Source organism: Tritonibacter scottomollicae (assembly GCF_003003215.1).
In the GTDB taxonomy this organism is placed as follows: Bacteria; Pseudomonadota; Alphaproteobacteria; order Rhodobacterales; family Rhodobacteraceae; genus Epibacterium; species Epibacterium scottomollicae.
Map to the genome: position 1 here is coordinate 1 of NZ_PVUF01000025.1, position 25,637 is coordinate 25,637.

22 protein-coding genes and 2 pseudogenes are annotated in these 25,637 nt (G+C 56.8%); 10 read left to right on the plus strand and 14 right to left on the minus strand.

Annotated elements, in window-relative coordinates; all coding sequences use genetic code 11:
* The coding region (locus CLV89_RS20715; RefSeq protein WP_165798173.1) for a transposase at window positions 1–193 on the minus strand (193 nt) is incomplete at its 3' end.
* Between the two features lie 141 nt (window positions 194–334).
* Between CLV89_RS20715 and CLV89_RS20720 the strand changes: the two genes are divergently transcribed.
* Entirely contained in the window at window positions 335–1,369 is a 1,035-nt protein-coding gene (locus CLV89_RS20720; RefSeq protein WP_106165511.1) for an IS110 family RNA-guided transposase, read from the plus strand.
* Window positions 1,370–1,704: 335 nt separating this feature from the next.
* Window positions 1,705–1,848: pseudogene (locus CLV89_RS23040) on the plus strand (IS110 family transposase); the annotation flags it as partial.
* A gap of 316 nt (window positions 1,849–2,164) precedes the next feature.
* Here the strand turns inward: CLV89_RS23040 and CLV89_RS20730 are convergent.
* The 3 genes from CLV89_RS20730 to CLV89_RS20740 all read right to left on the minus strand — a co-directional run bounded on the left by CLV89_RS20730 (window position 2,165) and on the right by CLV89_RS20740 (window position 4,271).
* On the minus strand, window positions 2,165–3,019 hold the full coding sequence (locus CLV89_RS20730; RefSeq protein ID WP_106165512.1) for a glycosyltransferase family 2 protein: 855 nt from the start codon (window positions 3,017–3,019) through the stop codon (window positions 2,165–2,167).
* 328 nt (window positions 3,020–3,347) lie between these two features.
* Window positions 3,348–3,800 carry an HIT family protein gene (locus CLV89_RS20735; protein WP_106165513.1) on the minus strand — a complete coding sequence of 151 codons (453 nt, stop codon included), beginning with the start codon at window positions 3,798–3,800 and terminating at the stop codon, window positions 3,348–3,350.
* 9 nt (window positions 3,801–3,809) lie between these two features.
* Window positions 3,810–4,271: an FAD synthase family protein gene (locus CLV89_RS20740; RefSeq protein WP_106165514.1), complete on the minus strand. Its 462-nt coding sequence runs from the start codon at window positions 4,269–4,271 to the stop codon at window positions 3,810–3,812.
* Window positions 4,272–4,436: 165 nt separating this feature from the next.
* On the opposite strand from CLV89_RS20740, the gene CLV89_RS20745 reads away from it, so the two are divergent.
* Together CLV89_RS20745 and CLV89_RS20750 are read left to right on the plus strand one after the other, a co-directional pair.
* A complete protein-coding gene (locus CLV89_RS20745; protein ID WP_106165515.1) occupies window positions 4,437–5,753 on the plus strand; it encodes a glycosyltransferase family protein in 1,317 nt (438 codons plus the stop codon).
* A gap of 157 nt (window positions 5,754–5,910) precedes the next feature.
* A complete protein-coding gene (locus CLV89_RS20750; RefSeq protein WP_110684142.1) occupies window positions 5,911–7,266 on the plus strand; it encodes a LicD family protein in 1,356 nt (451 codons plus the stop codon).
* Here CLV89_RS20750 and CLV89_RS20755 read toward each other — a convergent pair.
* From CLV89_RS20755 to CLV89_RS20785, 7 genes are all read right to left on the minus strand, one after another.
* Window positions 7,263–8,993, minus strand: coding sequence for a glycosyltransferase family protein (locus CLV89_RS20755; protein ID WP_133166765.1), 1,731 nt, complete (start codon window positions 8,991–8,993; stop codon window positions 7,263–7,265). The two genes, CLV89_RS20750 and CLV89_RS20755, sit on opposite strands and share 4 nt — an antisense overlap.
* Before the next feature lie 92 nt (window positions 8,994–9,085).
* Window positions 9,086–11,554 carry a hypothetical protein gene (locus CLV89_RS20760; RefSeq protein ID WP_133166766.1) on the minus strand — a complete coding sequence of 823 codons (2,469 nt, stop codon included), beginning with the start codon at window positions 11,552–11,554 and terminating at the stop codon, window positions 9,086–9,088.
* Between the two features lie 113 nt (window positions 11,555–11,667).
* Window positions 11,668–12,681 (minus strand): cyclase family protein, encoded by a 1,014-nt coding sequence (locus CLV89_RS20765; RefSeq protein ID WP_106165519.1) that lies wholly within the window; start codon window positions 12,679–12,681, stop codon window positions 11,668–11,670.
* Window positions 12,681–14,042, minus strand: a complete 1,362-nt coding sequence (locus tag CLV89_RS20770; protein ID WP_106165520.1) for a class-II fumarase/aspartase family protein — start codon at window positions 14,040–14,042, stop codon at window positions 12,681–12,683. The genes CLV89_RS20765 and CLV89_RS20770 overlap by 1 nt, the downstream gene beginning before the upstream one ends.
* 29 nt (window positions 14,043–14,071) lie before the next feature.
* Window positions 14,072–15,358, minus strand: coding sequence for an ATP-grasp domain-containing protein (locus CLV89_RS20775; protein ID WP_106165521.1), 1,287 nt, complete (start codon window positions 15,356–15,358; stop codon window positions 14,072–14,074).
* A 47-nt stretch (window positions 15,359–15,405) separates the two neighbouring features.
* Window positions 15,406–16,443 (minus strand): Ldh family oxidoreductase, encoded by a 1,038-nt coding sequence (locus tag CLV89_RS20780; protein ID WP_165798174.1) that lies wholly within the window; start codon window positions 16,441–16,443, stop codon window positions 15,406–15,408.
* Between the two features lie 4 nt (window positions 16,444–16,447).
* A complete protein-coding gene (locus tag CLV89_RS20785) occupies window positions 16,448–17,416 on the minus strand; it encodes a hypothetical protein (RefSeq protein WP_207796985.1) in 969 nt (322 codons plus the stop codon).
* Between the two features lie 240 nt (window positions 17,417–17,656).
* On the opposite strand from CLV89_RS20785, the pseudogene CLV89_RS23280 reads away from it, so the two are divergent.
* The 5 genes and pseudogenes from CLV89_RS23280 to CLV89_RS20805 all read left to right on the plus strand — a co-directional run bounded on the left by CLV89_RS23280 (window position 17,657) and on the right by CLV89_RS20805 (window position 22,054).
* Window positions 17,657–17,961, plus strand: a pseudogene (locus CLV89_RS23280) (glycosyltransferase family protein).
* 140 nt (window positions 17,962–18,101) lie between these two features.
* A complete protein-coding gene (locus CLV89_RS22810) occupies window positions 18,102–18,350 on the plus strand; it encodes a glycosyltransferase family protein (protein WP_207796986.1) in 249 nt (82 codons plus the stop codon).
* Window positions 18,347–19,486 (plus strand): DegT/DnrJ/EryC1/StrS family aminotransferase, encoded by a 1,140-nt coding sequence (locus tag CLV89_RS20795; protein ID WP_106165524.1) that lies wholly within the window; start codon window positions 18,347–18,349, stop codon window positions 19,484–19,486. Before CLV89_RS22810 ends, CLV89_RS20795 begins: the two co-directional genes overlap by 4 nt.
* Before the next feature lie 61 nt (window positions 19,487–19,547).
* Entirely contained in the window at window positions 19,548–20,669 is a 1,122-nt protein-coding gene (locus CLV89_RS20800; RefSeq protein ID WP_207796987.1) for an HpcH/HpaI aldolase/citrate lyase family protein, read from the plus strand.
* On the plus strand, window positions 20,666–22,054 hold the full coding sequence (locus CLV89_RS20805) for an MmgE/PrpD family protein (protein WP_106165526.1): 1,389 nt from the start codon (window positions 20,666–20,668) through the stop codon (window positions 22,052–22,054). The genes CLV89_RS20800 and CLV89_RS20805 overlap by 4 nt, the downstream gene beginning before the upstream one ends.
* 134 nt (window positions 22,055–22,188) lie before the next feature.
* Here the strand turns inward: CLV89_RS20805 and CLV89_RS20810 are convergent, their stop codons facing one another.
* Both CLV89_RS20810 and CLV89_RS20815 read right to left on the minus strand, forming a co-directional pair.
* Entirely contained in the window at window positions 22,189–23,355 is a 1,167-nt protein-coding gene (locus CLV89_RS20810; RefSeq protein WP_106165527.1) for a nucleotide sugar dehydrogenase, read from the minus strand.
* A 3-nt stretch (window positions 23,356–23,358) separates the two neighbouring features.
* Entirely contained in the window at window positions 23,359–24,792 is a 1,434-nt protein-coding gene (locus tag CLV89_RS20815) for a mannose-1-phosphate guanylyltransferase/mannose-6-phosphate isomerase (protein WP_106165528.1), read from the minus strand.
* 304 nt (window positions 24,793–25,096) lie between these two features.
* On the opposite strand from CLV89_RS20815, the gene CLV89_RS20820 reads away from it, so the two are divergent.
* A complete protein-coding gene (locus CLV89_RS20820; protein ID WP_106165529.1) occupies window positions 25,097–25,333 on the plus strand; it encodes a hypothetical protein in 237 nt (78 codons plus the stop codon).
* 50 nt (window positions 25,334–25,383) lie between these two features.
* On the opposite strand, the gene CLV89_RS20825 is transcribed toward CLV89_RS20820, so the two are convergent.
* On the minus strand, window positions 25,384–25,637 hold a 254-nt coding region (locus CLV89_RS20825; protein ID WP_133166767.1), incomplete at its 5' end, for an integrase core domain-containing protein.

Genomic DNA, 25,637 nt, shown 5'->3' on the forward strand with positions numbered 1-25,637 from the left:
TCTGCAGCCGCTTCAGTTCCTTCAATTGGTCTGTGCCCATCCCACCGTACTTCTTCTTCCAGCGGTAGAACGTCTGTTCAGTCACACCAATCTGCCGGATCGCATCCAGACGCGGCATGCCTTGCCCCGTCAGAACCTCAACCTGCCGTAACTTCGTGACAATCTCTTCGGGCTTGGGTCGCTTGTTTGCCATGGTCTTCCTCCGTTTCCTAAACATACCGGAGGACCACTTAGCGTAATCGCGGGTGGCGCTTCTTTTCGACCAAGAGCTGCTGCTTCAAACTGTTCAAACAGAAACTGATTGGCCAAGGCTCAAATGAAAAGGAGAACTGCTATGCCATGTTTTGCCGCTTTGGATGTCTCGCAGAAGACGACGGCCATCTGTGTCGTCGATGACGCTGGCACCATTATTGCAGAGAAGACAGTCGTGACTTGCCCGGAAGTGATCACAAGCTTTCTGAGGGACGCGGCACCCGAACTTTTGCGCGTTGGCCTTGAGACAGGCCCACTTGCTGTTTGGCTTTGGAATGAGTTGGCTTCCCGTCGACTGCCAGTTCTATGTATCGATGCTCGTAATGCCAATGCCGCCTTGAAGATGAGGCCTGTTAAAACAGATCGAAACGACGCCGCCGGCCTGGCCCAGATCATGCGGGTTGGTTGGTTCAAGCAAGTGCGGATCAAGAGCCGTGACTGTTATCAGGTCCGATCCCTGCTTGCCGCGCGTGAAACGTTGGTGCGCATTCGGGTCAAGATCGAGAACGAGCTTCGTGGTCTTCTGCGCACCTTCGGTGTGTTGTTTGGCAAACGTGTAGGTGGCTTCACCGGGCGAGCTCGTGAGATCATTTCCGGCGAGTTGGATGCATCTCCTGAAATGCGCATCATTGCCGAAACCTTGATGAAGGCTCGGGCCTCGGTTTGCGATCAGATCAAGGTGATGGACACGAGGCTTGGAGCGATCGCGAGAGAGAGCCCTACAGCCAAGCTGCTTATGACTGCGCCCGGCGTTGGAATTATCACCGCGCTATCAGTTGTGTCGGCATTTGATGACGCATCGCGCTTCAAAAAGTCGTCAAGTGCGGGCGCATATCTCGGCCTGACGCCAAGACGATACGAGTCCGGTGAAACCAGTAGAAATGGACGTATCTCGAAACAAGGCGACAAAATGGTGCGAAAACATCTCTATGAGGCGGCGACAACCTTGCTGACGCGCAACCTGCGATCATCTCATCTGAAGACCTGGGGCTTGAAATTGGCCAAAGTGTCGGGCTTCAAAAAGGCGCGCATTGCGGTCGCCCGAAAGCTTGCCGTCATTCTTCACGCAATGTGGAAAACCAACACGTCATTCCGCTGGGACCAGTCGGCAGCATAAAAAGAGGTAAGCTGCTCAACTAAACCAGCGGACGCGTCCCCGCCGGGACGTATGGCGCGGATAAGGCCGTCCCTCTGAATGCACTGATTAGCGAAACAAGTGCGAGGACCACTTAGGCCGATCCGACCATCCGACGCCAACATGCGGCGACCCATGGAAGTCGACCGCGGAGAGAACCATGAACCCGGCACGCGCGAAGACATCAATTATAAAACTTGACCAATGCGATTAGAGAACCGCGGAGAGAACCATGAACCCGGCACGCGCGAAGACATCAATTATAAAACTTGACCAATGCGATTAGAGAACTTCAGTGGGGGAGGACCAATATTGGCTGGAAAGCTCAGACGCGGCTTTGCAAACGGTATCGCGACCTGAGCCGGACAGGCAAACCGCAGCCCAGAGTGTTGGCCGCACTCGCCCGGGAACTGGCTGGGTTCATTTGGGATATCGCGCGAAAGACACCACTCACAGCTTGAACGCCAACTCAGACTGCCTGTGCAGCACGCTGGAGATGACGGCCATGGATAGGGAAATCCTCGGTCTACGCTTTGGGACAAATATCCGGTCTTAGAGAGAGGTCACCCGTATCGAATTTGGTCAGGCGGCATCCAATCTGCGGATGAGAGAATGACAACCATCGGTTCGGCCTGCCGTCTCCAGCGCCTGTACAGGCTACAGATTTTGACCATCTCGCGCCAGCGGGGTAGTCTTATCGTGCCGGGAAAATCAAAAACGCTCATGAGAGCGTACTATTCCGCCTCCAGCCGTAAGCGACCCCTACATTAATACGCTTCAGCTTGAATCCGTAGTGTTGTGTGCACTACTGTTTCTGGCGGGCCTCTGCACCAGGCGATGCCGTAGACTATACCCGGCATAGCGCACAAAGGCATGCAGGCTGGCGGAGAGTGTCAGACCTTCTTCTGTACGCCAGACTTTCCAGATGTCACGCACAGCCTTACGCTTGTCACTCGACAGGGATCCCGAGCTGACCCGAAAACTGGCAAGAGTTTCGTCCAGCCCGCGCGCGGGGCCACCCAACCGGATCAGTCGCAACCAGAGTGCATAGTCATGCTGCAGGGGCAGGTCAGGCATTGGCTGCAGACCAAGCTGCTGTGAGTCATACATCACAGTCAGGCATCCCATCAGATTGGGGCCTAACATATCCGCGTAAGTGAGCTGTGGTGGAGCATTGACATATGTGATCAGAGCCCCTTGTGCCGTCCTGCGCTCGTAACCGGTGAAGCTCAGTGCCGCCCCGGTCTGTTCCATGAACGCCACTTGGCGTGTGAGCTTATCAGCGTGCCAGCAATCATCGGAGTCAAGAAAGGCGATGAAGCGCCCACGGGCGTGCTGCAGACCAAAATTGCGCGCTACAGCTGCGCCATGATTGCCACCCGGCGACAGCAGCCGCAATCGAGGATCCCCTTTGGCCAGCTGTGCGGCAAGCGCGCTGCTACCATCGGCCGAGCCATCGTCGATCATCAACAGTTCCCAGTCAGTGCAGCTTTGCCCTTGCACAGAAGCCACACTGCGCGTCAGCGTGGCTTGTGCATTATAGATCGGCATCAGGATCGAGGTTTTGGGCGCGGGCATGGAAAAACGAATGCAAAAGCAAAGCAGGACACGAGTCCTTGATGCGCCAGACATATCGCGAGGCCTCGGCGTGGACCAGCAAAAGCATCACCCTGCTCCATGTGTTCCGATACTGTTGTACATGCCGCATCAAAGCAGTCAGGTGATCCGCGTGTCGTAAGAATGTCTATATAACTCCTGTTTTGTCCCCGCATTGCTCTGGCTTTGGGGGGAATTAGCCTCGGTTGACGATGTGTCTCTGCCGGGGCGTTTGGGGGTCAGGTTCTTGGCAGTCACCACCCAAATCGTGCTCTGGTTCGTTATACACGTCATGTTCTGTTAGGCGCTGGACGGTTGTGGCGGTTGGGGACGCAACTGGTGCAGCAAGACCGCTGGATTCGGTTCAACAAGTGATAGCGGTATCGCGTAATTCATCCCGCAATACCATCAGCAGAGCCTCAGGTGTCTCGACAGGAGTGATAGTAGGCGGACCGGGCCAATCTGTATCTTGCCAGCTCTGCCCATGGCGTTGCTTTAGAGCGTCGTATCGCGGAAAAATATGGAAATGTAGCACCGGATCCTGCATCATCAGGCACAAGGCATTAGTACGCACCGCACCTAGCTGTTTGCGCGCGAGCTGTTCAGCCAATCCCAATCCTGCCACAAGCCCTGCCCCTTCTTCCGGGGTTAGTCGCGCCAAGTCCTGTGTGCCTGAGGTAACGCTCAATACCATGGACCCTAGGGTAAGTTGCCCCGGACGCAGAGATAACATCCAGCCGCCCCGCTCTGTCAAGCTTAGCTCATCAATCCGGAACTTGGCGCGAAACATCTCAAGGTCCCGTTGTAAATCCAACATGCATATCCCTCAGGTCCCGGTTTCTGGATCCACGACATTGCGCAGGCGCGTTGACGATACTGAGGTTGTATAAGGAAAATATAGTATTTCTACTCCCTTGGGAGCAAAATCCTGTTCCAATGCCACCCATTTGGGGTGGCCTTTCCAGTCGTCGCCAACGAACATGCGATGAAACCCGATCCGCTTCCAAGCAGCCAATTTGTCCATGTCTTTCTGTTCCACCACTTCATCGACACATGACAGCGCCTTGACGATTGCCATTCGATCCACTTGGGGAATGACTGGACTGCGACCTTTACGCGCCAACGCCAATTCGTCGGAGGTGACACCAACGACGAGATGGTCGCATGCCGCTTTTGCCCGACGCAGCAGGTTCAAATGGCCAATGTGAAACATATCAAAAACACCGGTCGTATATCCAATCACTGACGGCGATTTAGCCCCATCCAAAGGGGATTGGCTGTTGCTCATCTGGTCCTGCCTTTATCGTTTCACCACCGTGGCCTCATGCTAGGCATCCACCAAATAGCAAGTTAAACGTCCCTTGGAAATCCTGCATGTGGAGACGCCGCAACAGCCGTTGGGCAAGGTGCTCTGGCTTGCTATCGAAGACTCATGCCCTGATGGAGCGCCGCCTTGTCGACTGACCTGCCTGCCAATGCCACCACCATGCCCGAGGGCCGTCGCATCTGGACCTATCGCGCGCGATCCTTGTTGCGCCGTTTTTGTTGGCGGTTTTCGGACCGGTTGCGGGCCGCGCCCCCGCATGGGGGTTCGATCCTGCCCCTACCGGCCGTACCGCTAAGGGTCGGTTTTGTGGTCTGTGAACAAGCGAAATGGGGATTGGGCTCAGTCTTGGCAGAGCTCAAGGCCACCCCCGGTGTTACGGTCGGGTTCTATCCAACCTTGTCAGATGTCAGCCTACGCATGAAATCGTCTGATCGGCGATCCGATTTTGCGACACAAGTGGATTTTTTTGCCAAACTAGGCCCAATCTGGGCCGAACTTTACGATGCTGATACGGATCGTATGCTGCCCGAGGACGTGATCGATTGCGATTTGGTCTTCATTCAGCAACCTTGGGGTATGCAGGATCTTCCTCGGCGTTTGAGCGGGCGTGTGAGGACAGCCTATGTTCATTACGGCATGGCAGTCATTTCCAATGACCGCATGCAGTTTGGCCTGCCCGATTTCCACCCGTGGCTTTGGCGCTATTATATGCCAACTGACTTGCACGCCAAGGCTGTGTTTACCGCGTCATCTTTTCGACAACCGGACATTAGGGTCACGGGGCATCCAAAATTTGACACCTACCTAGCACCACCGCCTGCGCGCGATATGGTCAGGACATGGCCACATACATTGGACCCGAAACGAAAGCGTGTAATTTTTGCTCCGCATCATGGTCTTGAAAAGGGATCTCTTGGGCTGGGAACGTTTGCATGGTCCGGTCCCGTAATGCTGGATCTGGCAAGACGTCACAGTTCGGTGGATTTCGTTCTGCGCCCGCATCCCAACATGGCTGTGGGGCTGGCACGCAGTGGCCTTATGCAGGCAGCTGACTGGCAAACTTACAAGAGCCAATGGAGTGCTTTGCCCAACGCCTCTGTGCTTGAGGCCAGCCCTTACTGGGATTTGTTTCGTACGTCTGATGTGATGATTACCGACAGCGGGTCGTTCTTGGCGGAGTATTTGCCGACTGGAAACCCCTTGATCAGGCTGGAACAGGACGGAGCAGCGCCCCTGAATGCTTTTGGTCAGAAATTGTCAGGCGGTTTTTATCGTGTCGCGAATACCGCTGAATTGGAAGCGATGTTTACCCAAATCGCCCTTGCGGAAAATGATCCATTGGCCGAGGCGCGCAGCGCTCTCGCAGCGCTCCTGACGCCGCTTGATCAGCCGGCAGCCAAGATCATCACCCAAGATATTCTGAACAGCTACGTGCAAGATTGATTGAACATGCCCGGAACGGTCGCGCCAAATCCTTACACGCAGAGGCCCGCCGCCACGGATCGTTGTCAAGAAGCCATTGACGGGATCCTCTACCAGACAGTTCATGACCTGGCTTGTGTCGAGGCTACAAACTAGCGATAAGCCCGCGATCTGATCTATGCAAGGGGAACGCGCGTTGCGTCGACGGCTTTTCGACTTCTACCATCGATTTGTGGCTCGCCATACAGCACGTTTGCCGCAATGGCTACGAGCCGAGATTGCCGGGCTGTTGTATCACCTGACACGGCATTCCGATTTCGGTTTCGCCCATGCCCGGTATCTGACCCGACATCGCCAACAGGCCCGAGCTGCGCGCCTCTATGGTCAAGTTGGCGGTGATATGACTGATCCGCTCTTTTCGGCCAGTATTACACCCGTATCACAAACAGATATATCGCCTGCGCCAGGTGTCTTTCAGGTACAGATCGGCTACTTGGGTTTGCGTTTGTCCGGCATTCTGAACCAAAAGGCAGAGCTTCCTCCTCCAGAGCGTATATCTCTGGAAGCAGATGGTCTCAGCCTGCGCAAAGAGACATTGCGCTTTGATAAGGGAACGGCACAGTTCCGGTGCCGCGTTAGCAGGCCCCTATTGGTACGGTTGGCACCAGACACGCTGCTGGAGGCCCGCATCGACAGCCTCGGGCATCCTCTGCACGATGCACGGCTTCCAGCGCCGGGTGGGGGGAGCGGTTGGCGCCTGACGTTGCCGCATGCCATCGGAGGCATGGCCGAGGAGATAGCCCGGTATGGTCCGGTGGAGAAAAAGGGCCACCTGACTCCTGATGCAGCCATGCTGCAGGAACGGCAGGCTGGATACCTGGAGCTTTATGACGCATTGCGTGCAGTTTTTGAACGCGACCTGAACCGCCCGCTCTTTATTCTCTACGGCACTTTGTTGGGGCAGGTTCGAGCGCAGGATTTTATCCCCGGGGATGACGATTTCGATGTTGGTTATCCTTCGCGCGCCACGCGCCCCGAAGCGGTTCGTCGTGAGGCGATCGAAATCATGTGCACCCTTGCAGAACAGGGCTTCGTTATTGTCCTGAACGCAAGCGGACGCCCTTTCCGGGTTCGCTCGGCGGATGGGCCTGTGTGGTGCCACCTAGACAACCGGCCTGTCTTTACGCCGGGTGACGGCCATGTCTGGCTGCACAAACAGGCCCGCCTACCCCTACACCTTGCAGATTTCGAAGACTCTGAAGAGGCTGTTCTGCGGGGAAGGAAAGTGTTGCGCCCACTTCGTCCCGAGGCATTTCTAGAGGCCTACTATGGTCCAGAATGGCGTGTCCCCGACCCAGGCTACAGCAACACGGCGCGTCCTGTGCCCAAGATGGTCACTAGAGGGTTGTCTCGGATCTGCCTGAGCGGGCGGGAACAACAGGAATTAGCGAAGCGCTATCCCGGTCGGATCATACCCGAACGCTGGCAACCGCTCTATCCGCTAGCCGATTATGCCGAGAGTCTCGGGTTTTAATGCAGACCAGCCCCGCATCGTCTTTCAAATGCCTGCACCGTTTGGCACAGGCAATCATAGAAACCTTGTGCTGAAGTCTCGCGTATCCAAGCCTTGTGCGCAATCTGACTGCGTACCACCGCCTCCCATGCGCTATCCTCCTGCAGCACCTGCGCTGCCTTGTCTGCCAATGCCTTCATCTCTGTTTCCGCAAAGACCGTTTCGGGCGGTTGACGTCCCGAGACATCGCTGTCGCGGGTGGTCAGAATCGGAATCCCCGCCTCACGCGCAACGGCGGCGCCTCCTGAACCACCGGTAAAACCCGGCGGGTGTACAAAGAGAGCTGCGTTATTCATCAAAGCGGTGAATTGCGGGAACGGTAACACCGGATGTACCACGATCTGACCGCGCGCGACCCGTTTCCCGACAGCTGGTAGATCGCGCACCAGTGCCTCGGGATCAGAGGCTCCAATAAGGTGCCACACGCTGCCGGGAACCTTGTCGAGGATTGCAAACAGGGCCTCCAATGTACCACGATCCTGCTGTGCTAATCTTTGGTTCATGCGCAAGCCTGCGATCGCCGAGATAATGATCTTGCTTTGGCGCTTGGCGGGGACCACCGCCGGTGGTTCGGTCGCCACAGGATCGATGGTGGGATACGGCTGGATGCGTATCAAGGCCGAGCCGGTCTCGCCATCGATCCGGTGCGGACCGCGGGCAATAATCATATCGGTCAGAGGGTCGACTTGATTATTGGACTGAATATAGAAAAACGCAGTCGGCAGATGTTCATAAAGCGTATGACGTACCAAGCGGCTTTCATTGGAGTAAAACCCCCGGTGCCCGCCACCATAGAGCACCACATCCGGCGCTATTCTGAGGATTGCACGACAGGTAGACGCAGCCCCTTCTAGCCCGAAATTATTACACATATGCAAGTGGAAACGGGTTCCAAACAATGGTCCCAATGCAGCACGCGCCTTATCCTCGACCTGCGCCACGCGCCCCGGGTTGAAAGTCGGGGATATGATCGGCGTGGTCGCAACAAAACGCTCTCGGGTTACAATCAGATGGGTGGTGATGTCCGGATCAAGTTCCATCATATTTCGGCAGATCGAAAACAGCACCCGTGAATGCGTATGCACATCAGAGATCTTGAGCACATCAAGGCAGATCGCGATGGACTTCGGTGGGCGAGCGGATACGGTCCCTGATGTGGGAGGAGGATACCCATCCTCGACCAAAGCCCGGCGCAGCCATGTGCTGGTGGCTGCAAGAAGTACGGGCTCGTTTTTCAGTATCCTATGATCTGGTAGAGACTCTACCACACGGCAGACCAATTCCGCCGCGGCCCTGTCCTTGCCTGCGGCATAGAGTTCAAGTGCACGATGCGCCCGGGCCTTGCGCAACCCGTTCAACGCATACCGCGTTTTGCGTGTGGCTTCTTCTTCGACCCCGTTTGGAACCGGCGGTGCCACAAAAATCGGTGGAGCCGCCGGATCATCATCTTCATGGCGTTCCGGCAGGCTGGTCAGGGCCAGATGCTGCCACTGGGCCATGGCATCGGCCCAGTTCTGTGCACGCTCCGCAGTAATTGCCTGATGCCGCCGCCGCAGATCAGCCAGTCCCGGCCTGCTTATGAGATACAGTAATCCTTCCAGAACACGTGCCTTGAGCTCGGGCGATAGCGACCGTTTGAGCCTGTTTGGCACAAACGTACGATAAGCTTTTAGAAGGAGGCGTTCCATATTAAAGTCCGTATCATGCACGAGAGTTGGTCGCACCGACCTTGCCGCTGATAACAAAAAACACCGCCGAGTGGGCAAGTGCAGAGGCTTCACTACTGATGCATGTTTGCCGTTTCGGCCTCGCTGTTTGCCCCCACTATTGCCGTCAACCGATTCTGGCCGAGCTGCGCCGCTTCGAGCAGACAGGCATGAAAACCTTGCACCGAGGTTTCACGAATCCATTCGGTATGCGCGATCTGACGTTGAGCGATGCGGACCCATTGATCGCGGTCCAGCAGTAAGCGTACAGCCATATCAGCGTATCCGGCAATATTGTCGACCTCGAACACGGTTTCCGGTGGCTGACGCCCGGAGACATCCGAATGGTTGAACGTGAGAATGGGGATCGCACCGCGCCGTGCTACGGCGGCGCCTCCTGAGCCGCCGGTAAAACCCGGTAGATGCAAGAAGAGCGCTGCATTGCTCACAAGCGCGGTGAACGCGTCGAATGGCATACTGGTGTGCAGCTTGATCTGCCCTGTTTCGACCCGCCTTGCCAGCGACTGATTGGCCTTTAGGATGGCCGACACATCTCTGGCACCGATAAAATGCCACACGGCCCCCGGTACCCGATCAAGAATCGAAAAGAATCCACTCGCTTCTGTCTCCGACATTTCGCTAAGCCGTACATCCATACGCACTCCGGTAATGGCCGATACAATGATCTTGCTGGCGGCCTTGGACGGATCAACTACACTTTGATCCTGCGAAAGCACCTCTTCGACAATGGTGGGATAGGGCCGCACCCGAATGGCGGCTTGTCCAGCATCTCCCTCGATAGCATGAGGACCACGGGCAATGACCATGTCAAACTTGCGGTCCACCTCATTATTGGCCTGGATGTAGAAGAAGGCTGCGGGGACCAGATCGTAGAGGGCATGGCGTACCAGGCGGCTTTCGTTGGAAAACAACCCCCGGTGCCCGCCACCGTACAGGACAAGATCCGGGTCCAAAGACAAAATCTGCTTGCAACAGTGGACTACGCCCTCAAGTCCACTCTCGTGGTTCAGATGCAAATGAAAGCGGTTGCCATAAAGATGCCCCAGAGCATTTCGTGCACGCTCTTCGATTTCGGTGTCGCGAGTGGGATTGAAGGAAGGAGAGACCACAGGGGTAGTCACCGTAAAGCGTTCATTGGTGATCACGATGTGCATGTGCAAATCAGGATCAAAGCGCAACAGGTTGCGACACATTGTAAAAATGACACGGCTGTGGGTGTGCACATCCGAGACCTTAAGAATATCAAGGCAAAGCACCACTCTGCGCAATTTGCCTGCTTTTTGTACTTCCGGCACAGTGAATACACCGTCCTCGCGCAGAGCGTCCTGCACATATAGACGGGCAACATCCAGAAATAACGGATCATATTTGAGGAGACGCTGATCCGGCAAACTTTCAACGATGCGGACTGCGAGTTCGCGAAACTCTCTGTATTTCCCCGCCATGTGGCATTTCAGGGCCAAATTGGCCCGGGCCGTGCGCAGGGCGGTTCGGGCGAATTTGGCTTTGCGGGCGCGTTCTTCGGCATTTTCAGCAATGATAGTGCCACTCTTGGTCGAAACCGGATTCATAATCGCAGCATAAAGCTGCCAGCGATCCGTCGCCTGTCGCCACTCTTCACGCGTCTCCGAGACCCGGGCCAAAATAACGAGCGCGGCGGCATTGTCCTCCCAAAATTCAAAAGCCGGCTGAAGAACCCGTTCGCATGCATCTACATGGCCCTGCTTTTGCAAGTTATTCGCCGTGCGCAAGGACAGCCGCCAAATCTGCTCGAGCGCTGCTTCCTGAATATAGTCTTGGCGGATCGCGAAGAAACCCCACCAGTCATCTACAAGCTTCCAACTTTCTTCGAGATCGGAGCCTGTAGTATTCAGGGCCTCTTGCAGACTCTTCAACACACCTTTGTACAGTAATGGATAACTTGTCTGATAATCTTTCCAGCGCGCCAGAACTGGCTGCAGTGCTGAACAGGCAATATGCTGACGCCCGGCCCGGTTGCGGTGGGAGGCCAGCGCGGCATAGGCTTTGCGCAAGCGGCTCTGCGCGCGCTCGGACATTTCATCGACCGATGCCCAAAACTCATCCAACGCCGCTCTTTCCATCTGCAAAATGCGATCCGAAGGACGAGCCTGATCAGCGAATTTCTCTTCTATCAGCGCAACCTGCGGCACCTCAGGAAACGTCAGCGCCTGCTCTGGTGTATAAAAGGCCACTCTGCGCCGCATACGTGTTTCAAGAGCGGCAATTTTGCCAAATACCTTTGTGACCGGCACTTGCCTTTTTCGGGCGGCTTCGGTCGTCAACGAACTCCAAGCCTGTAGGGCAAGTATAAGGTCACCCCGCTCCTCAGCATGCCAGGCCAGAGCTTGAATCTGCTTGGGTTTACCCCGTAACCGCCTGATCAGAATGTTGTAAAATTTGCGTTCCGCAGCAGTGCTGGAGCTGACATTAAGGAGTGTCTTGGCTGTTCCAAAAGCAGCACGACGCAAACTGGAGCGGAAAGAAAAATTCTTTGACGGCATGAGGTAGTTTCCCAGGGCAGGCAAAAGACGGCTGAAACATCAAACAAAAACGCGACCGCATAGCCTGATACGTGTGAAGATATGCGGCCGCAACACAAGCAGAATTTGAGGGATCAAACCGTCGCGATTGGTGTTGTGGGGGAACCCACAGCACCGGTCAAACGCAGAGGCGGTGCGGTCAGCAGGAAGCGGCTACGGCCCTGAGCCTCAAGATATTCGGCGAGGTCGCAGAGTTGCCACAGCTCTGCCAATGGTACACCCAGCTTAAATAGGCAATGTTCATGCAGGGGAAGGATAGAACCGCAGTAATCAGCTGGCAGCGGATTGCCCGCTGCCTCCACCGCGATATTGTCAGAAATCAGAGCAGCCACGCCAGAGTCCGTGATCCATTGCAGCAGCCGTTTGTCATGACCATCGAGTACCGCACATGCTTTCTTGATTGCTGGGTCCGGATTGCCGGCCCCCTCTAGGATCATCCGGTCGATTCCCGTCCAAAAGAGCACCATGTCACCCTCTTCGACCTCGACACCATCGGCCTCCATAAGCCGCATCAAGTCATCGTAGCTCACATCGTGCCGATCATTACCGAAATGCTTGTGTAAATTGATCAGCACGCCACGCCCTTGCAAACCGTGGGCAGCGATATTCTCGATCCCAAGCTTATGGGCGCAGGTGACATGCTTGTCATCCATGGTCAGATCGTCGCCTGCACGAAAGCCGTTGTAATAGACCGGGACATCGGCGCCGTCGTTCATAACATCAAAATTCGAGCCACGATGCGCCAACGCATCCCATTGCGTCGAATATTGCGTATACATCAGCACGGCATCATCGGCTGCGATGTCAGGAAAACGTGGATCAAAATCGCGCCAGTTATAGTTGAAGTAGGGCGCGTCATTACGAATGACCGGCCGTAGCGCTGGCGGGAACCGCACTGGAGAAAGCACATTTCCCCCTGGCAGATCGAGTGGTAACGACAGACAAAAGGTCTTACCCTCCTGCACTTCTGCAATCCCCTTTTTTACCTGATCCGGTCCAATCAGATTGATCCGACCCAGTTGGTCATCCTCGCCCCAATCGCCCCATGTGGAACCTTCGGGGCGGGCAATCCAGCGTTTTGTGGTCATCACTCAAATCCTTGTTGTTTGGCGCGGGCCAGCACCGCGTCGACCATTGCGCCGCAGGACCCGGTATAACTGCCGGGATCCAGAAGCTGATCAATTGCGGCGGGATTGAATTCCGCCAGAACACTCTCGTTTTCCAAAAGCGTGTCTCGCAGATGCCGACCGCTATCCATGGCCGCCGCAGCTGCCGTGGTGACCACTTCGTGAGCCGTGCTGCGGCCCAGTCGGGGGGCAAGGCCGGACATGACTGCCTCGGACATGATGAGCCCACCGCCAGAATGCAGGGTGCGGCGCATATTTTTAGTATCCACATCCAACCCCTCAAGCACGGGACGGGCGTGCATCAGCGCCCCCGAAGCCAACAGAAAAGCTTCGGGGATCACCATCCACTCCACCGGCATGGCAGCAATGCCGCGTTCATGCTCCTGAATCTGACTCTCCATCATCTGAGGGACCAATGCACGCAGCCGATTGGCGATGGCAATGATCTGGGGACAGGCGATAGGATTGCGTTTTTGCGGCATGGCAGAGGAGGCCCCCCTGCCCGGTACATAGGGTTCTCGCACTTCTGACACTTCAGAGCGCATCAGCATGGCAATTTCGGTGCCGATCCGTCCAAGAAGGCCACCGACGAGTCCCAGCCAGAAAATAACCTCAGCCAAACTGTCACGACCAGTATGCCAAGTAATGTCGGGATCACGTAGTTCCAGTTCACGCGCCAGAGCCGCACGCACCTCAGTGCCCTTTTCCCGTAGTGGTGCCAGTGTGCCCACTGCGCCGCCGTATTGTACCGCAAGCGCCCGGGCCTTGACGCCAGGAAGCCGCGCCCGATGGCGCAGTGCTTCATCCAACCATCCGGCGACCTTATACCCAAAAGTGATCGGCGCGGCATGCTGTTGAAACGTACGGCCCGCCTGTGGTGTGTCCCGGTGGGTACGCGCCAGCGAAACAAGCGCTGCGATCACCCCATCGAGTTCCGTCTCGATCATCTCCAAGCCAGCCCTGATCTGCAACACCAACCCGGTGTCAAGAACATCTTGGGTGGTGGCACCCCAGTGCACATAGCGTGCGGCATGTTCGGGACAGGCTGCAGTTAGCTGTTTGACAAGCGGCACAATGGCAAAACCCACCTGCCCGTAGACCTCTCGCATTGCCATCGGATCGAGGCTGTCGAGGGTCGCGGCTTCGGTAATCGCTTCGGCCGCGGAACGCGGAATCACGCCGCAACCGGCCTCGGCGCGGGCGAGGGCTGCTTCGAAGTCGAGCCAAGATTGGAATCTTCCCTCATCGGAAAACAGCGCCCGCATGGCAGGCGTACTGAATTGGTCGGCATAATAAGGGCTATCGAACAGGGATGCAGGCATGGGGCCTCTTCTTGCGCTGGAAACGTCTCTTACTTGGGGTCGATCAGTTGACCGAAAATATCGCGACGCAGAATGGCACGATTATCGTTATCGTAGACCTCCATCCGCGCGATTGCTTCTGCCGTACGTGCAAAAGCGGTTTCGGTATCAGGCGCGGAGACTAGGAAAGCCCCTACCCGCGAGCGTGTCGACATGTCGTCACCGATCACCATGCCTGCAGTCTTATAGGGCAGCCAACGCTCGATCGTTCCGTCGGACAACAGCGCATCGATCCCTTCCACCCTGTCAAAACATCCAGGATCCGCATAAACAGTGTTGGTCATGAGCACCACACCGGATGGATCGAGCCGCACGTCCACCGGATTTCCCAACCAGGAATCCAAAGAGGCCGCGATGGCGTCAAAACCACTGACTCTCTTCGTCACGGCAGAACCGGTGCCACCGGAAAGTCGTGGTGAGAATTCAATGAGGAAAAAGCCGTGCTGGTTCAAAAATCCCTGAACCAACATCGGCACATTATCGAGACCAAAGGCGGCTGCCAGATCAGTTAGGGTGTCTTCAACCTGTGCCGTCTGCCCCCCCAGATCCCAAGGCGCGATGGAGCCAGTGGACTGGATTACCTTGTCAGCGGGGACGCCAAGCATCTTGAACTTGCGCCGCACCAAGACGATCCGAGCGCGCCCCTGTTCAATGAAGCAATCGATCGAGAGCTCATCGCCCTCAAGGAATTCCTCGACAATTGCTTCGCGTACGCGACTAATTTCGAGTGCTGCGGCGAGATGTTCGCGCAGAGCAGGCAAATTATCGGCGCGGCGGACACCTGCGGAGCCGTTGCTATCTGCCGGTTTGACGACAACTGGAAACCGCAGATGCGCGACCCGGTCGTCAACCTCGGCGGCATCAGCTTGGGTCAAGTAGATATGGCGCGCTGTCGGCAGGTCCGCTTCGGCCAGCCGCTTTTTCATGCCGCCCTTATTCCCAATGAGACATGCTGTGGAAAAACTGTAGGGCGCTGACAGCCCCAGCTCTTCTGACACTTGTGCGGCGACGACGTTGGCCTGATCCACACAGGTGGCAATCACAAGGGATGCATTATGCTCCAAGGCAACTTGCCGGACTTGGTCGGGATGGAGCGTACTTTTCTTCACATGCAGATCAGCATGCGTCGCGGCGGGGGGGGCATCTAGATAATCTACAAGAACAACACGGTAGCCGCGGGTCTTTAGCAGCTGGATTAGCGTGACATGAGGCGCTGTGCCTCCCAATATTATGGCCGTGGGTATGTTGTTCGGCGCTGCGGTTGCGGTCTCGGACATGTTCAATGCTTCTTGGTCCTGTGTGTCAGCGATGCATGCATGGTGTGTCACCCCCGGGCCAGAGGCGCAACACCCCTTTGTGATGCAAGAGTATCGAGCTTGGAAAGGATGGCATCAGACAGCGGGACAGTGCCTTCACGCCCTGTCATGTATCGGGCGCTTCGCTCGCCGGGCAAAAAGACACCATCTTTGGGGCCTGCCGCTTTGGTGGCCGTAATCAGCGCCGTCATTTGTGCATCATATTCCATCCGTGGCAGGAACCGTTCGAGATCGATAGACAGCAGCATATGGCCGCAACAGGAGGGTCCGTGGGGGGAGTTGAGGTTTTTTGCCTGCCCGCCGCTGGCTGAGCGTGTCATCAGCCCCGCCATGATATCAACGACCACTGAAAGGCCATATCCTTTGGCTCCTCCCACCGGCAGCATGGATCCCTCCAGTGCTGCTTCGGCATCCGTCGTAGGATCGCCCCGCGCATCCAGAGCCCACCCCAAAGGAATGGCCTCACCAGTGAGGGCAGCCATCCGGATCTTGCCCCGGGCCACTTGGGATGTGGCCATATCAAGTACGATTGGTGGATAACCCTCAGGAGTAGGAAACCCCCAAGAGATCGGATTGGTACCGAAGATCGCCTTGCTCCCCCCGGTGGGAGCAATGGCAGGCGCGGCATTGGCAAAGATTTGGGTGGCCATCCCCTGCGCCACTCCATGAGCTGCGACAAAGGCACCGGTGCCGAAATTATGGGAGTGGCGGATGCCCACCATCCCAATTCCAGTTTCCCGAGCCATCGCCACCGCGCGATCCATACCTCGGATCGCAGCCACTTGACCAAAACCGTCACCGGCATCCAGTAGTGCCATGGCAGGCGCGGCAGACAGCTCGGTCAGAGGTGTGACCGCCTGCATCAAGCCCGCCTCGATCCGGTTGACATAAATTGGCAGCCGGGACGCCCCATGGGTCCCTTTGCCAGTTGCGTGCGCATAGGTGATAGACGCAACGATGATGGCTGCGTCGTCCTCCGGCACCCCTGCCCCTGTGAGCACGTCCGAACAAAACGCCTCCAGAGCCGGGATCGCGATATCCGGCATGGGATCAGCCTTTCTTGGGCGGAACGGTGTAGGCCTCTGGGTAGTACTCATCAAGCATACGTTTGACGAGTGTCACTTGCTTGGAGCGCTTAACCGCATCGGCATCCGAGCTGTCCCAGCTGTGGGTCTTGGCGACGGAGCCTCCGGTCTTGAGATAGATCGGAGACGCCACGCGTACCATCTCGGGCACCTCATAGTGGCGGATGAACCCGCCCGTGGACGCGGGATTCTCTGTGTGCACGTCAAGCGGTATGTCTACCGCCCGCCGGATAGCGGCCATCATTTGAAGCTGGATGTCGCGAACCGGGTTGAAGCTATCGGCACCGATCTGCGCTAGCAGCGCCGCAGAGCACGGGTTGCCATGTCCGGCGTGAGCCGAAACCTTGAAACGCACTCCGGCGGGGATATCACCCGCCTCGCGCATCTGGTTCATTAACCACAATTGCCCCTCGTCGTAGACGAGATAGGACATGACGCCAAGCGCGGTGCCGCGCCGAATTTCCTCGACGGCACGAACCACCTGCTCCTGCCCCCGCAAGCGGTATCCCATACGCACCCCTTCAGGCGTATTGACCGAAGCTGAAGTATCGGTCGTAGCGCGTGGCCCGACAGAAAGCACAAGCTCGACACCCGCACCTGCTGCCATATCAACCATCTTCGTGATTTCGGGATCAGACAGTGTCATAACACCTTTGGTTTGGGTCACGCGGTGAATAGGTACGCCGTTTTTCTCGACCGCGTCCAGGAGTGCTGCCATGGCACCCGGGCCTTGGATGCCGGGCACCTCAAAGCGATATTGCGCGCCATCTTCAAATCGTTTTTCAGATGTAGGCAGATCATAACAATCGCCAGAGGGCATGCCCATCCGTTCAAGAAATTGCTTCGTTCTCTGCATTTTTCGTCTCTGTAATAAAAGTATGGCTGAACTGATAACTGCCCCGCATGGTGTGCGTGCAAAACCGCGCTGGAGCATAGGAGTGCCCTTATGGGGTGTCAATGCGACTGGGCGAGCTTTGCTGCAACTTGCCAGCGCATCCGGATTTTCAGGTAGCATTCGAGAGGCAAACAGCATATTTACAATGCGACGATTTGTTGGTCGTCCCGATAATGACCATTTTGGGTCCCGGTTCTGCAGGACGCTGGTCGCGACTCTAGGTGGGTGATCTCTCTTGGACATGGCCGCCTGAAGCACGTTTGGAAAGGACTTTTGACCATGAGCCTAGGCAGCAGGCGCAAAGGTATTACCTTGACAGCTGCAACGGGCACATGTCCATATCCCCTGACTTGTTCGATTTCGAAGCAATTTCTGCCCATTCACGACAAGTCAATGATTTGCCACCCGACTAGTGCCCTGATTCTGGCGGGTTGGCACAGGCCGCTAGAAACAGCGAGATATTTATCAGGGATAGCGCGGTCTGCTTGGTGCTTCGAGGAAATATCTTCTACGATACCGGTTGCACACAGCTGTTGCGCCAGGCCTCGTCTCGGATGGAGTGCGCGACAACCTTTGCCTCCTAGGTCCACGACCCCGAACGCTTTGATGTCGTCGAGTTCGCTCCCCCCCACCGGGTTTTATCCTTCGAGACAAAACCAAGGATCCCCAAAAGCAACTACGCCACTACTGAGCTCTCTCTAAGTATGACAACCGGGTGGTGAACATGACCAAGAACGCCCCTCCGGGCTGTGGCTCTGCGTGGTTCGACACTGGCACGCATCAATCTTTGCAAAGTGCATCTTCTTTGGCCCCTGCAATAGAGGCCAGACAGAGCTATAAAATGGCCAGTCCCGAAGAAATCGCTTATACGCAGAAATGGATTAACGGCGATACATTGCTTGAGCAGGAACAGATGCTAGCAAAAACCGATGACGGTCGCTATCTCTTCGACCTGACGAAGGACGAAATATGACCAACGACAAAATATACGTTACGCAACCCTTCTTACCCCCTCTGGAGGATTTTTTGCCTCTGGTCGAAGAAATTTGGGCTTCAGGGTATCTGACCAACGGTGGTCCGCTGCACCAGCGCCTTGAAAACGCGTTGGCCGAATACCTGGGCGTCGAGCATCTGGCGCTGTTCAACAACGGCACCATCGCACTAATAACCGCGTTGCAGGCACTGGACCTCAAGGGGGAGGTAATCACCACACCGTTTTCTTTCGTAGCCACCACCAATGCGCTGATATGGAACAAGAACACGCCTGTCTTCGTCGATATCGACCCAGTGACGGCCAATCTGGATCCTACCAAGATCGAAGCCGCAATCACCGACAAGACAACCGCGATCCTGCCGGTGCATTGCTATGGCAACCCCTGTGACATGGAAGCCATCCGCGAGATAGCTGACCGCCGCGGTCTAAAGGTCGTTTATGACGCGGCCCATGCTTTTGGCGTGCAAAACGATGACGGATCTGTGCTGCAGCGTGGTGATCTGTCGACATTGTCGCTGCACGCCACTAAAGTGTTCAATACCTTCGAGGGAGGCGCCGTGATCTGTCGGACGGCAGAGATGAAACAACACATCAATGAGCTGAAGAATTTTGGTATCGTCGATGAGACCACCATCAAGGTCGCTGGCAGCAACGGCAAGATGAGTGAAATTCATGCCGCGATGGGACTGGCGCAACTGCACCATATCGACGCCTGCATTGCGCGTCGTGGGGAGGTCGATGCGGCTTATCGCACAGCGCTGGCCGACATCCCCGGTCTCGCGCCGCTGCCCAAGCCAAACCAGACCATATCGAACTATGCCTACTTCCCAATCTCGGTCACAAAGGATTACCCCCTTTCCCGTGATGAAATTTATGATGCGTTGCGTAAGGAGAATATCCTCACGCGACGGTATTTCTATCCGCTGCTCTCCACCCTGCCAATGTATGCAGACCTTCCATCCGCCGACCCGGCCAACCTCCCTGTGGCCACGGAAATAGCAAACCAAGTTCTGTGTCTGCCAATCTTCCCAGCGATGGCAGATGGCGATGTCACACGCATCATTGAAGCCCTGCGCGCGCCGCTACAGCGCACCTGGCACGCCGCAGCGGAATAGGACAAACTCAATGCGTCACAACACGACTACCGATTCCGATGTTTTTTTTCGCGAACCCCAGGTGTTTTCACGACACTCGGACCACAGTTTCCTGCGCTACTGCCTAGGCGGTACTCTCTACATGCCCTCCACCCGCGAGGTCATGCAGAAGATCGTATCAGGCCAGCTGCCGGATGTACTGTCCATGGTCATGTGTTTCGAGGATGCGATCCGCGCAGAAGACCTTGCCACCGGCGAGGCTAATGTGATCCGGGAACTGGGCTGGCTCGCTGCTCAGGTCAGATCGGGCGCAGTGGCCGACGAGGATATACCCCTGATCTTTCTGCGGGTGCGCTCCATTGAACAATTTCGCAGCTTTGCCGCGCAGCTTACCCACGAACTGGCGGACATCCTGTCGGGCTTTGTTTTCCCGAAGTTCTACTCAAACAATGCTCATGAGTATCTTGATCTGTTGGCCGAACTGAACGAGAAGCATGACACAAAGCTTTATGGCATGCCAATTCTCGAAGGGCGCGACATCGCCTTTGCAGAGACACGTCGCACAGAGCTTCTCGCCTTAATGCACAAGCTGCGCGCCTATCACCAATATATCCTCAACATCCGCGTAGGTGGAACGGATTTCTCATCGTTCTTCGGAGTGCGCCGAGGCATCGGGTCATCGGTCTATGATATTCTGCCGGTGCGCGATGCACTCGCCGACATTCTCAATTTCTTCGGTCGCGCAGAAGAGGATTACGTGGTGTCGGCCCCGGTCTGGGAATATTTCCTAGCTTACAAACGGGATGATCTGGAAAAGGTCATGCAGGTGGATTTGCATCGCGCTCTGCGCACGAATGCGCAGATCCTCAATGATGCAATCGACGGGCTTCTCCGCGAAGTGGTTCTGGACAAGGCCAACGGATTTACCGGCAAGACTGTGATCCATCCCTCGCATTTGCGCTACGTGAACACCATGCAGGTGGTTACGCGCGAAGAATACGAAGATGCCTGTCAGATTCTCGGGACTTCAGGGGGAGTGATCAAATCTGCCAAATCCAATAAAATGAACGAGATCAATCCGCACCGATCTTGGGCACGGCGGATCTCGCGCCTCGCAGACGCCTACGGTGTGGTCGAGGACGAGCGCAAGGTCTTGGCCCTGTTCCACGCCGGTCTTGGCGTGCACGTCAACGCCGCAGAATGACAGCCACCACTCTGCCCACTGCGGATCCACAATTCTCCGGATCAGAGACCGACAGGCTGCTGGACGGCCTGGAAAGGCTGGCCGCCGCAGATCTGTCATATGAATTAGCCATGACGGCACGACTGCGGTTTCTGGATTGGACCGGTTGCGTCCTCGCCGGGGCGGCTAGCGAAAAGCTCCGTATCACAGCGTTGCTGAATGCCGGTGGGGACGGACCTGCCCCAATCATCGGTACCGACCGCACCTCCGCGCCGCTGACCGCTGCCCTCGTCAACGGCATGCACTCGCATGTGGCCGAACTGGACGATGGACATCGTTACGGCATCACGCATGCTGGCGGGCCACTGATCGCCGCTCTACTGGCCATGGGGCATGATCCAAGAATGACCTCGAATAGTCTGCTGAAAGGCATCGTTGTGGGCTATGAGGCGGCGCTGCGTGTCGCAATTGCCTGCCAACCTGAGGCCAAACTCAACGGCTGGCACGGATCGGGTGTCTTTGGTGTCATCGGTGCCGCCATCGGGACCGGTGTGGCACTCGGTTACGACCGTAGCCAACTAAATGCCGCGCTTGCTGCCGCTGCCACGTCAGCCTCCGGTATGGTCAAGGCCTTCTCCGAGGGGTCCGAGCTCAAACCTTACAATGCTGGACAACCGGCTCTCACCGGCCTTGCCTCTGCCCTGACCGCAGGTGCAGGATTTCCGGGTCCGCAAGGCATATTGGATGGACCACACGGGTTGGTGCAGATGCTGCGCGGCAGCCCGGCCAACCCAACCGCTTTTGACGTAAGCACTCCGTACTGTATCGAAACCGTCTATCTAAAGCCTTATGCATCGTGTCGATATTGCCATGCGCCAGTTGAGGCGGCGCTCAACCTCAAAGCAAGACATCGCATAAGCGCACAAGACGTGGCGCGGGTTGAGGTGGAGACCTATAGGCTGGCCGTGCACAAGCACGATCATACCGAAATCGAAGGTCCCTACTCCGCTCGCCTTGGCATCCCTTATTGCGTGGGTGCAGCTCTAGCCCTGAGAGAGACCGGCATGGCTGCTTTCACTCCCGGGGCTCTCAGCAATCCGGAAACCCTGCGCATTATGCGCGCCACCCATGTGCTCGAAGACCCCGCGCTAACAGCTCTGGTCCCCGCCCGCCGTGCTGCCCGCCTGCATCTGTATCTTACGGATGGTACTCGTCTCACTGAACAGGTTGACCTCCCCCGAGGGGAACCTGAAGTGCCGCTTACCGCAGAAGATCTACATACCAAATTTATAGATCTTGCTACATTTGCAGGCTTAGCGCCTGAAACAGCTCAGAGTATCGCCGCTCACATTCTGAATCCAACGACATCTATTTTGGACTTGCTCACAAAGATGGACAAAGACTAACCTTGCTCCGTCAAGATTTCAACCTGCCGTAATTACATGGAAACTTCTTCATGTGTTTTTCTGAGGGCGCTTGGGTATTGGAACAGCTTCGAGTTGTTTCGCAGCAGATTGTCCCGCGCGGTGTCCTTCCCCCCTCAGTCCGCTTCGAATAGGTCGCGGGTGAAGACTTTGTCCGCCACGTCGCGGATTTCATCCGTCAGTCGGTTGGCCACGATCAGGTCGGCCTGTGACTTGAAGGTCTCCAGATCGCGGACCACCCGGCTGTGAAAGAAACTGTCGTCCTCCAGCACTGGCTCATAGACGATCACCTCGACCCCCTTGGCCTTCAGCCGTTTCATGATGCCCTGGATGGACGACTGGCGGAAATTGTCGGACCCCGCCTTCATCACCAACCGGTGGATCCCCACCACCTTCGGCCCGCGCATCAGGATCTGATCGCTGAGAAAATCTTTCCGGGTGCGGTTGGCGTCGACAATGGCGCGAATGAGATTCTGCGGCACGTGATTGTAATTTGCCAAGAGTTGCTTGGTGTCCTTGGGCAGGCAATAGCCGCCATAGCCAAACGACGGATTGTTGTAATGGCCTCCGATGCGGGGATCCAGGCTGATGCCCTCGATGATCTGGCGCGTGTCCATGCTGCCGGCCATGGCATAGCTGTCCAGTTCGTTGAAGAAGGCCACCCGCATGGCAAGATAGGTATTGGCAAACAGCTTGATTGCCTCGGCCTCATCCGGGTCGGTGAAGAGGATCGGAACATCTGTCTCCTCAGCGCCCTCCAACAGCAAATCTGCAAAGCGACGGGCCCGATCCGAACGTTCGCCCACGATAATGCGCGAAGGATGCAGATTGTCATAAAGCGCCTGGCCCTCGCGCAGGAACTCGGGGCTGAAAATCAACTGATCGGTTTCAAGCCGCGCCCGGACATCGGTGACGAAGCCCACCGGGATGGTCGATTTGATGACAATGGTGGCGGACGGGTTCACTGCGATGACCTGCGCGATCACCGCCTCGACGCTGGAAGTGTCGAAATAATTGTGCTTGGGGTCATAGTTCGTCGGCGTGGCTACGATCACGTAATCCGCGTGCCGGTAGGCAGCTGCCCCATCGGTGGTGGCTGAAAGGGACAGCGCGCGATTGCCAAGGAACTCTTCCAGATCGGGGTCCACGATCGGGCATTGGCCGGCATTGACCATATCCACCCGGGATGCGGAAATATCGACGGCGACAACCTCGTTGTGCTGCGACAGAAGGACGGCGTTGGAAAGGCCCACATAGCCCAAGCCTGCCACTGCGATTTTCATGACTTATCCTCTTGCATAGGCGTCTTCGTAACGGATGATGTCGTCTTCTCCCACATAGGTGCCGGTCTGCACTTCGATAAGAACCATCGGCACTTTTCCGGGGTTCTCCATCCGGTGCACCGCCCCCAGCGGGATGTAGACGCTCTCGTTCTCGGTGACCAGCATCACCTCGTCATCCACCGTCACCTTGGCGGTGCCCTCCACGACGATCCAATGTTCGGAGCGGTGGAAGTGGCTCTGCAGGCTGAGACTAGCACCCGGATGCACCAGGATACGCTTGACCTGAAAGCGGCTGCCGACCACCAGGCTTTCGAACCAGCCCCAGGGGCGGTGATCCTTGGGAAAGGCGGTGGCCTGGGCCGCGCCTTTTTTCTTCAGGGCGCTCACCGCCAATTTTACGTCCTGGGCGCGGGATTTATCCGCTACCAGCACCGCGTCGTTCATCGCCACCGCCATGATGCCCTCAAGCCCGATGCCGACCACCTCCAGCCGGTCACTGTCCGAACGCAGCAGCGTGTCGTGGCAGTCGATCGCCGTTGCATCCCCGCTGACCACAACGCCGTTTTCATCCGGCCCCGCTTCGCGCCAGACCGCATCCCAGCCGCCAAGGTCGGACCAGGCCGCATCAAAGGGCACGACCGAGAGGTTGCGGGCCTGTTCCATCACCGCGTAGTCGATCGAGATATTCGCCGCCTGCCCCCAGGGCTCTGGCGCCAGACGCAGAAACCCCAGATCCACCTGCGCCTCGCGCAGCGCCGCCTCGACCGGCGCGAGCAGGTCGGAAGCATGGGATTCGAACGCGGCAATGATGTCCTTGGCCGCAAATAGGAAGATGCCGGCGTTCCATTTGAAATTTCCCGCCGCCAGCATCTCGGCCGCGCGCAAGGCATCGGGTTTCTCGACAAATTTCTTCAGCGCCACCACGGCGCCCTCGGCCCCCGGGGCCTCGGTCAGTTCGAGATAGCCATAGGCGGTTTCGGCATGGGTCGGCGTGATGCCGAAAGTTACCAACTGGCCCGCAGCCACGGCCTCCAGCCCGCGGACAACCGCGGCATGAAAGGCCACCACATCGGGCACCACGTGATCCGACGGTGCGACCAGTAGCACCGCCTCTGGATCTTGGGACCGTGCGCGCAGCGCCGCCGCCAGCACCGCCGGCGCGGTATTGCGCCCCTCGGGTTCGATCAGGATGGCGCCGGGATCAATGCCCGCGCCCAAGAGCTGCTCGGTGACGATAAAGCGGAAGTCGGAATTGGTCAGCACCATCGGCGGCGCAAACGACAGCCCCTCTGCCGTTCCCGCCAGCCTCTTCGCCGAGGCCTGAAACAGGGTCTCCTTCCCGATCAGAGGCACAAATTGCTTTGGATAGCTTTTGCGCGACAACGGCCAAAGACGGGTTCCTGAGCCACCACATAGGAGAACTGGGCTAATCAACATAGGATACCTCATTCAATGTGAACACTCACGTCCTAGTGTGACTGTCAGATTTCACAAGCCTGCCGAAGCGAACAGTTATAAATCTGCACGACTGTAATCGGATGTACCGGCTTCTTCCCCCAGCAGGTTAAGCTTTGCCTATTTCTGCAAACAGGAGAAGCATTCATGAAAGCAAGGGTAATCCCTCATTTTTAATGGGGTCCAGCCGTAGAATTCATGCGGCTGTTCTCAGTTTCATGGCGAGGGTCAGCCGAAACAGCCCCCTACGTGACCAAATGCAGTTGGGCGATGAGGAGATCGAGCGATGAAACTGGCGGAGCAGTTGCCGATTTTGCTGGGCCAGGGCCGGGCCACAACTGGATCAGAGGCAATTTCTACCTTAAAAAATATGGCATCACTGGTTGCAGCATCGCTGCGTGGGGTGTGGTACAAACCTGAGGCCTCCGGGCCGAAACCGGCGTTACAAGGCACACTGTACGCCGTTCAACAGATTGGCTTACTTGCTTTCGGGACGCGTCGCGTTGGCGGCTTTCCTTCCTGAACTATGCTACTTCCCCTGGTCTGCCCCCACCGAGTGGTCCGATGTAAATGTTAGTGCATGGTCGGCCTCTGGTCTATCGGGACGATGCTTTTGGGCGCTGGGGGCCGGTATCCTAAGGCGCTGTGGGGCCTCACCGTGTTGTAGTGGCGACGCCAGCGTTCGATGAGGATCTGTGCTTCACGCAGCGTGGTGAAGACCTCGCCGTTTAGTAACTCATCCCGGAAGCGGGCGTTGAAGCTCTCGCAATAGCCGTTCTCCCAAGGTGATCCCGGGGCAATGAATGCGGTCTTCGCGCCCACGGCAC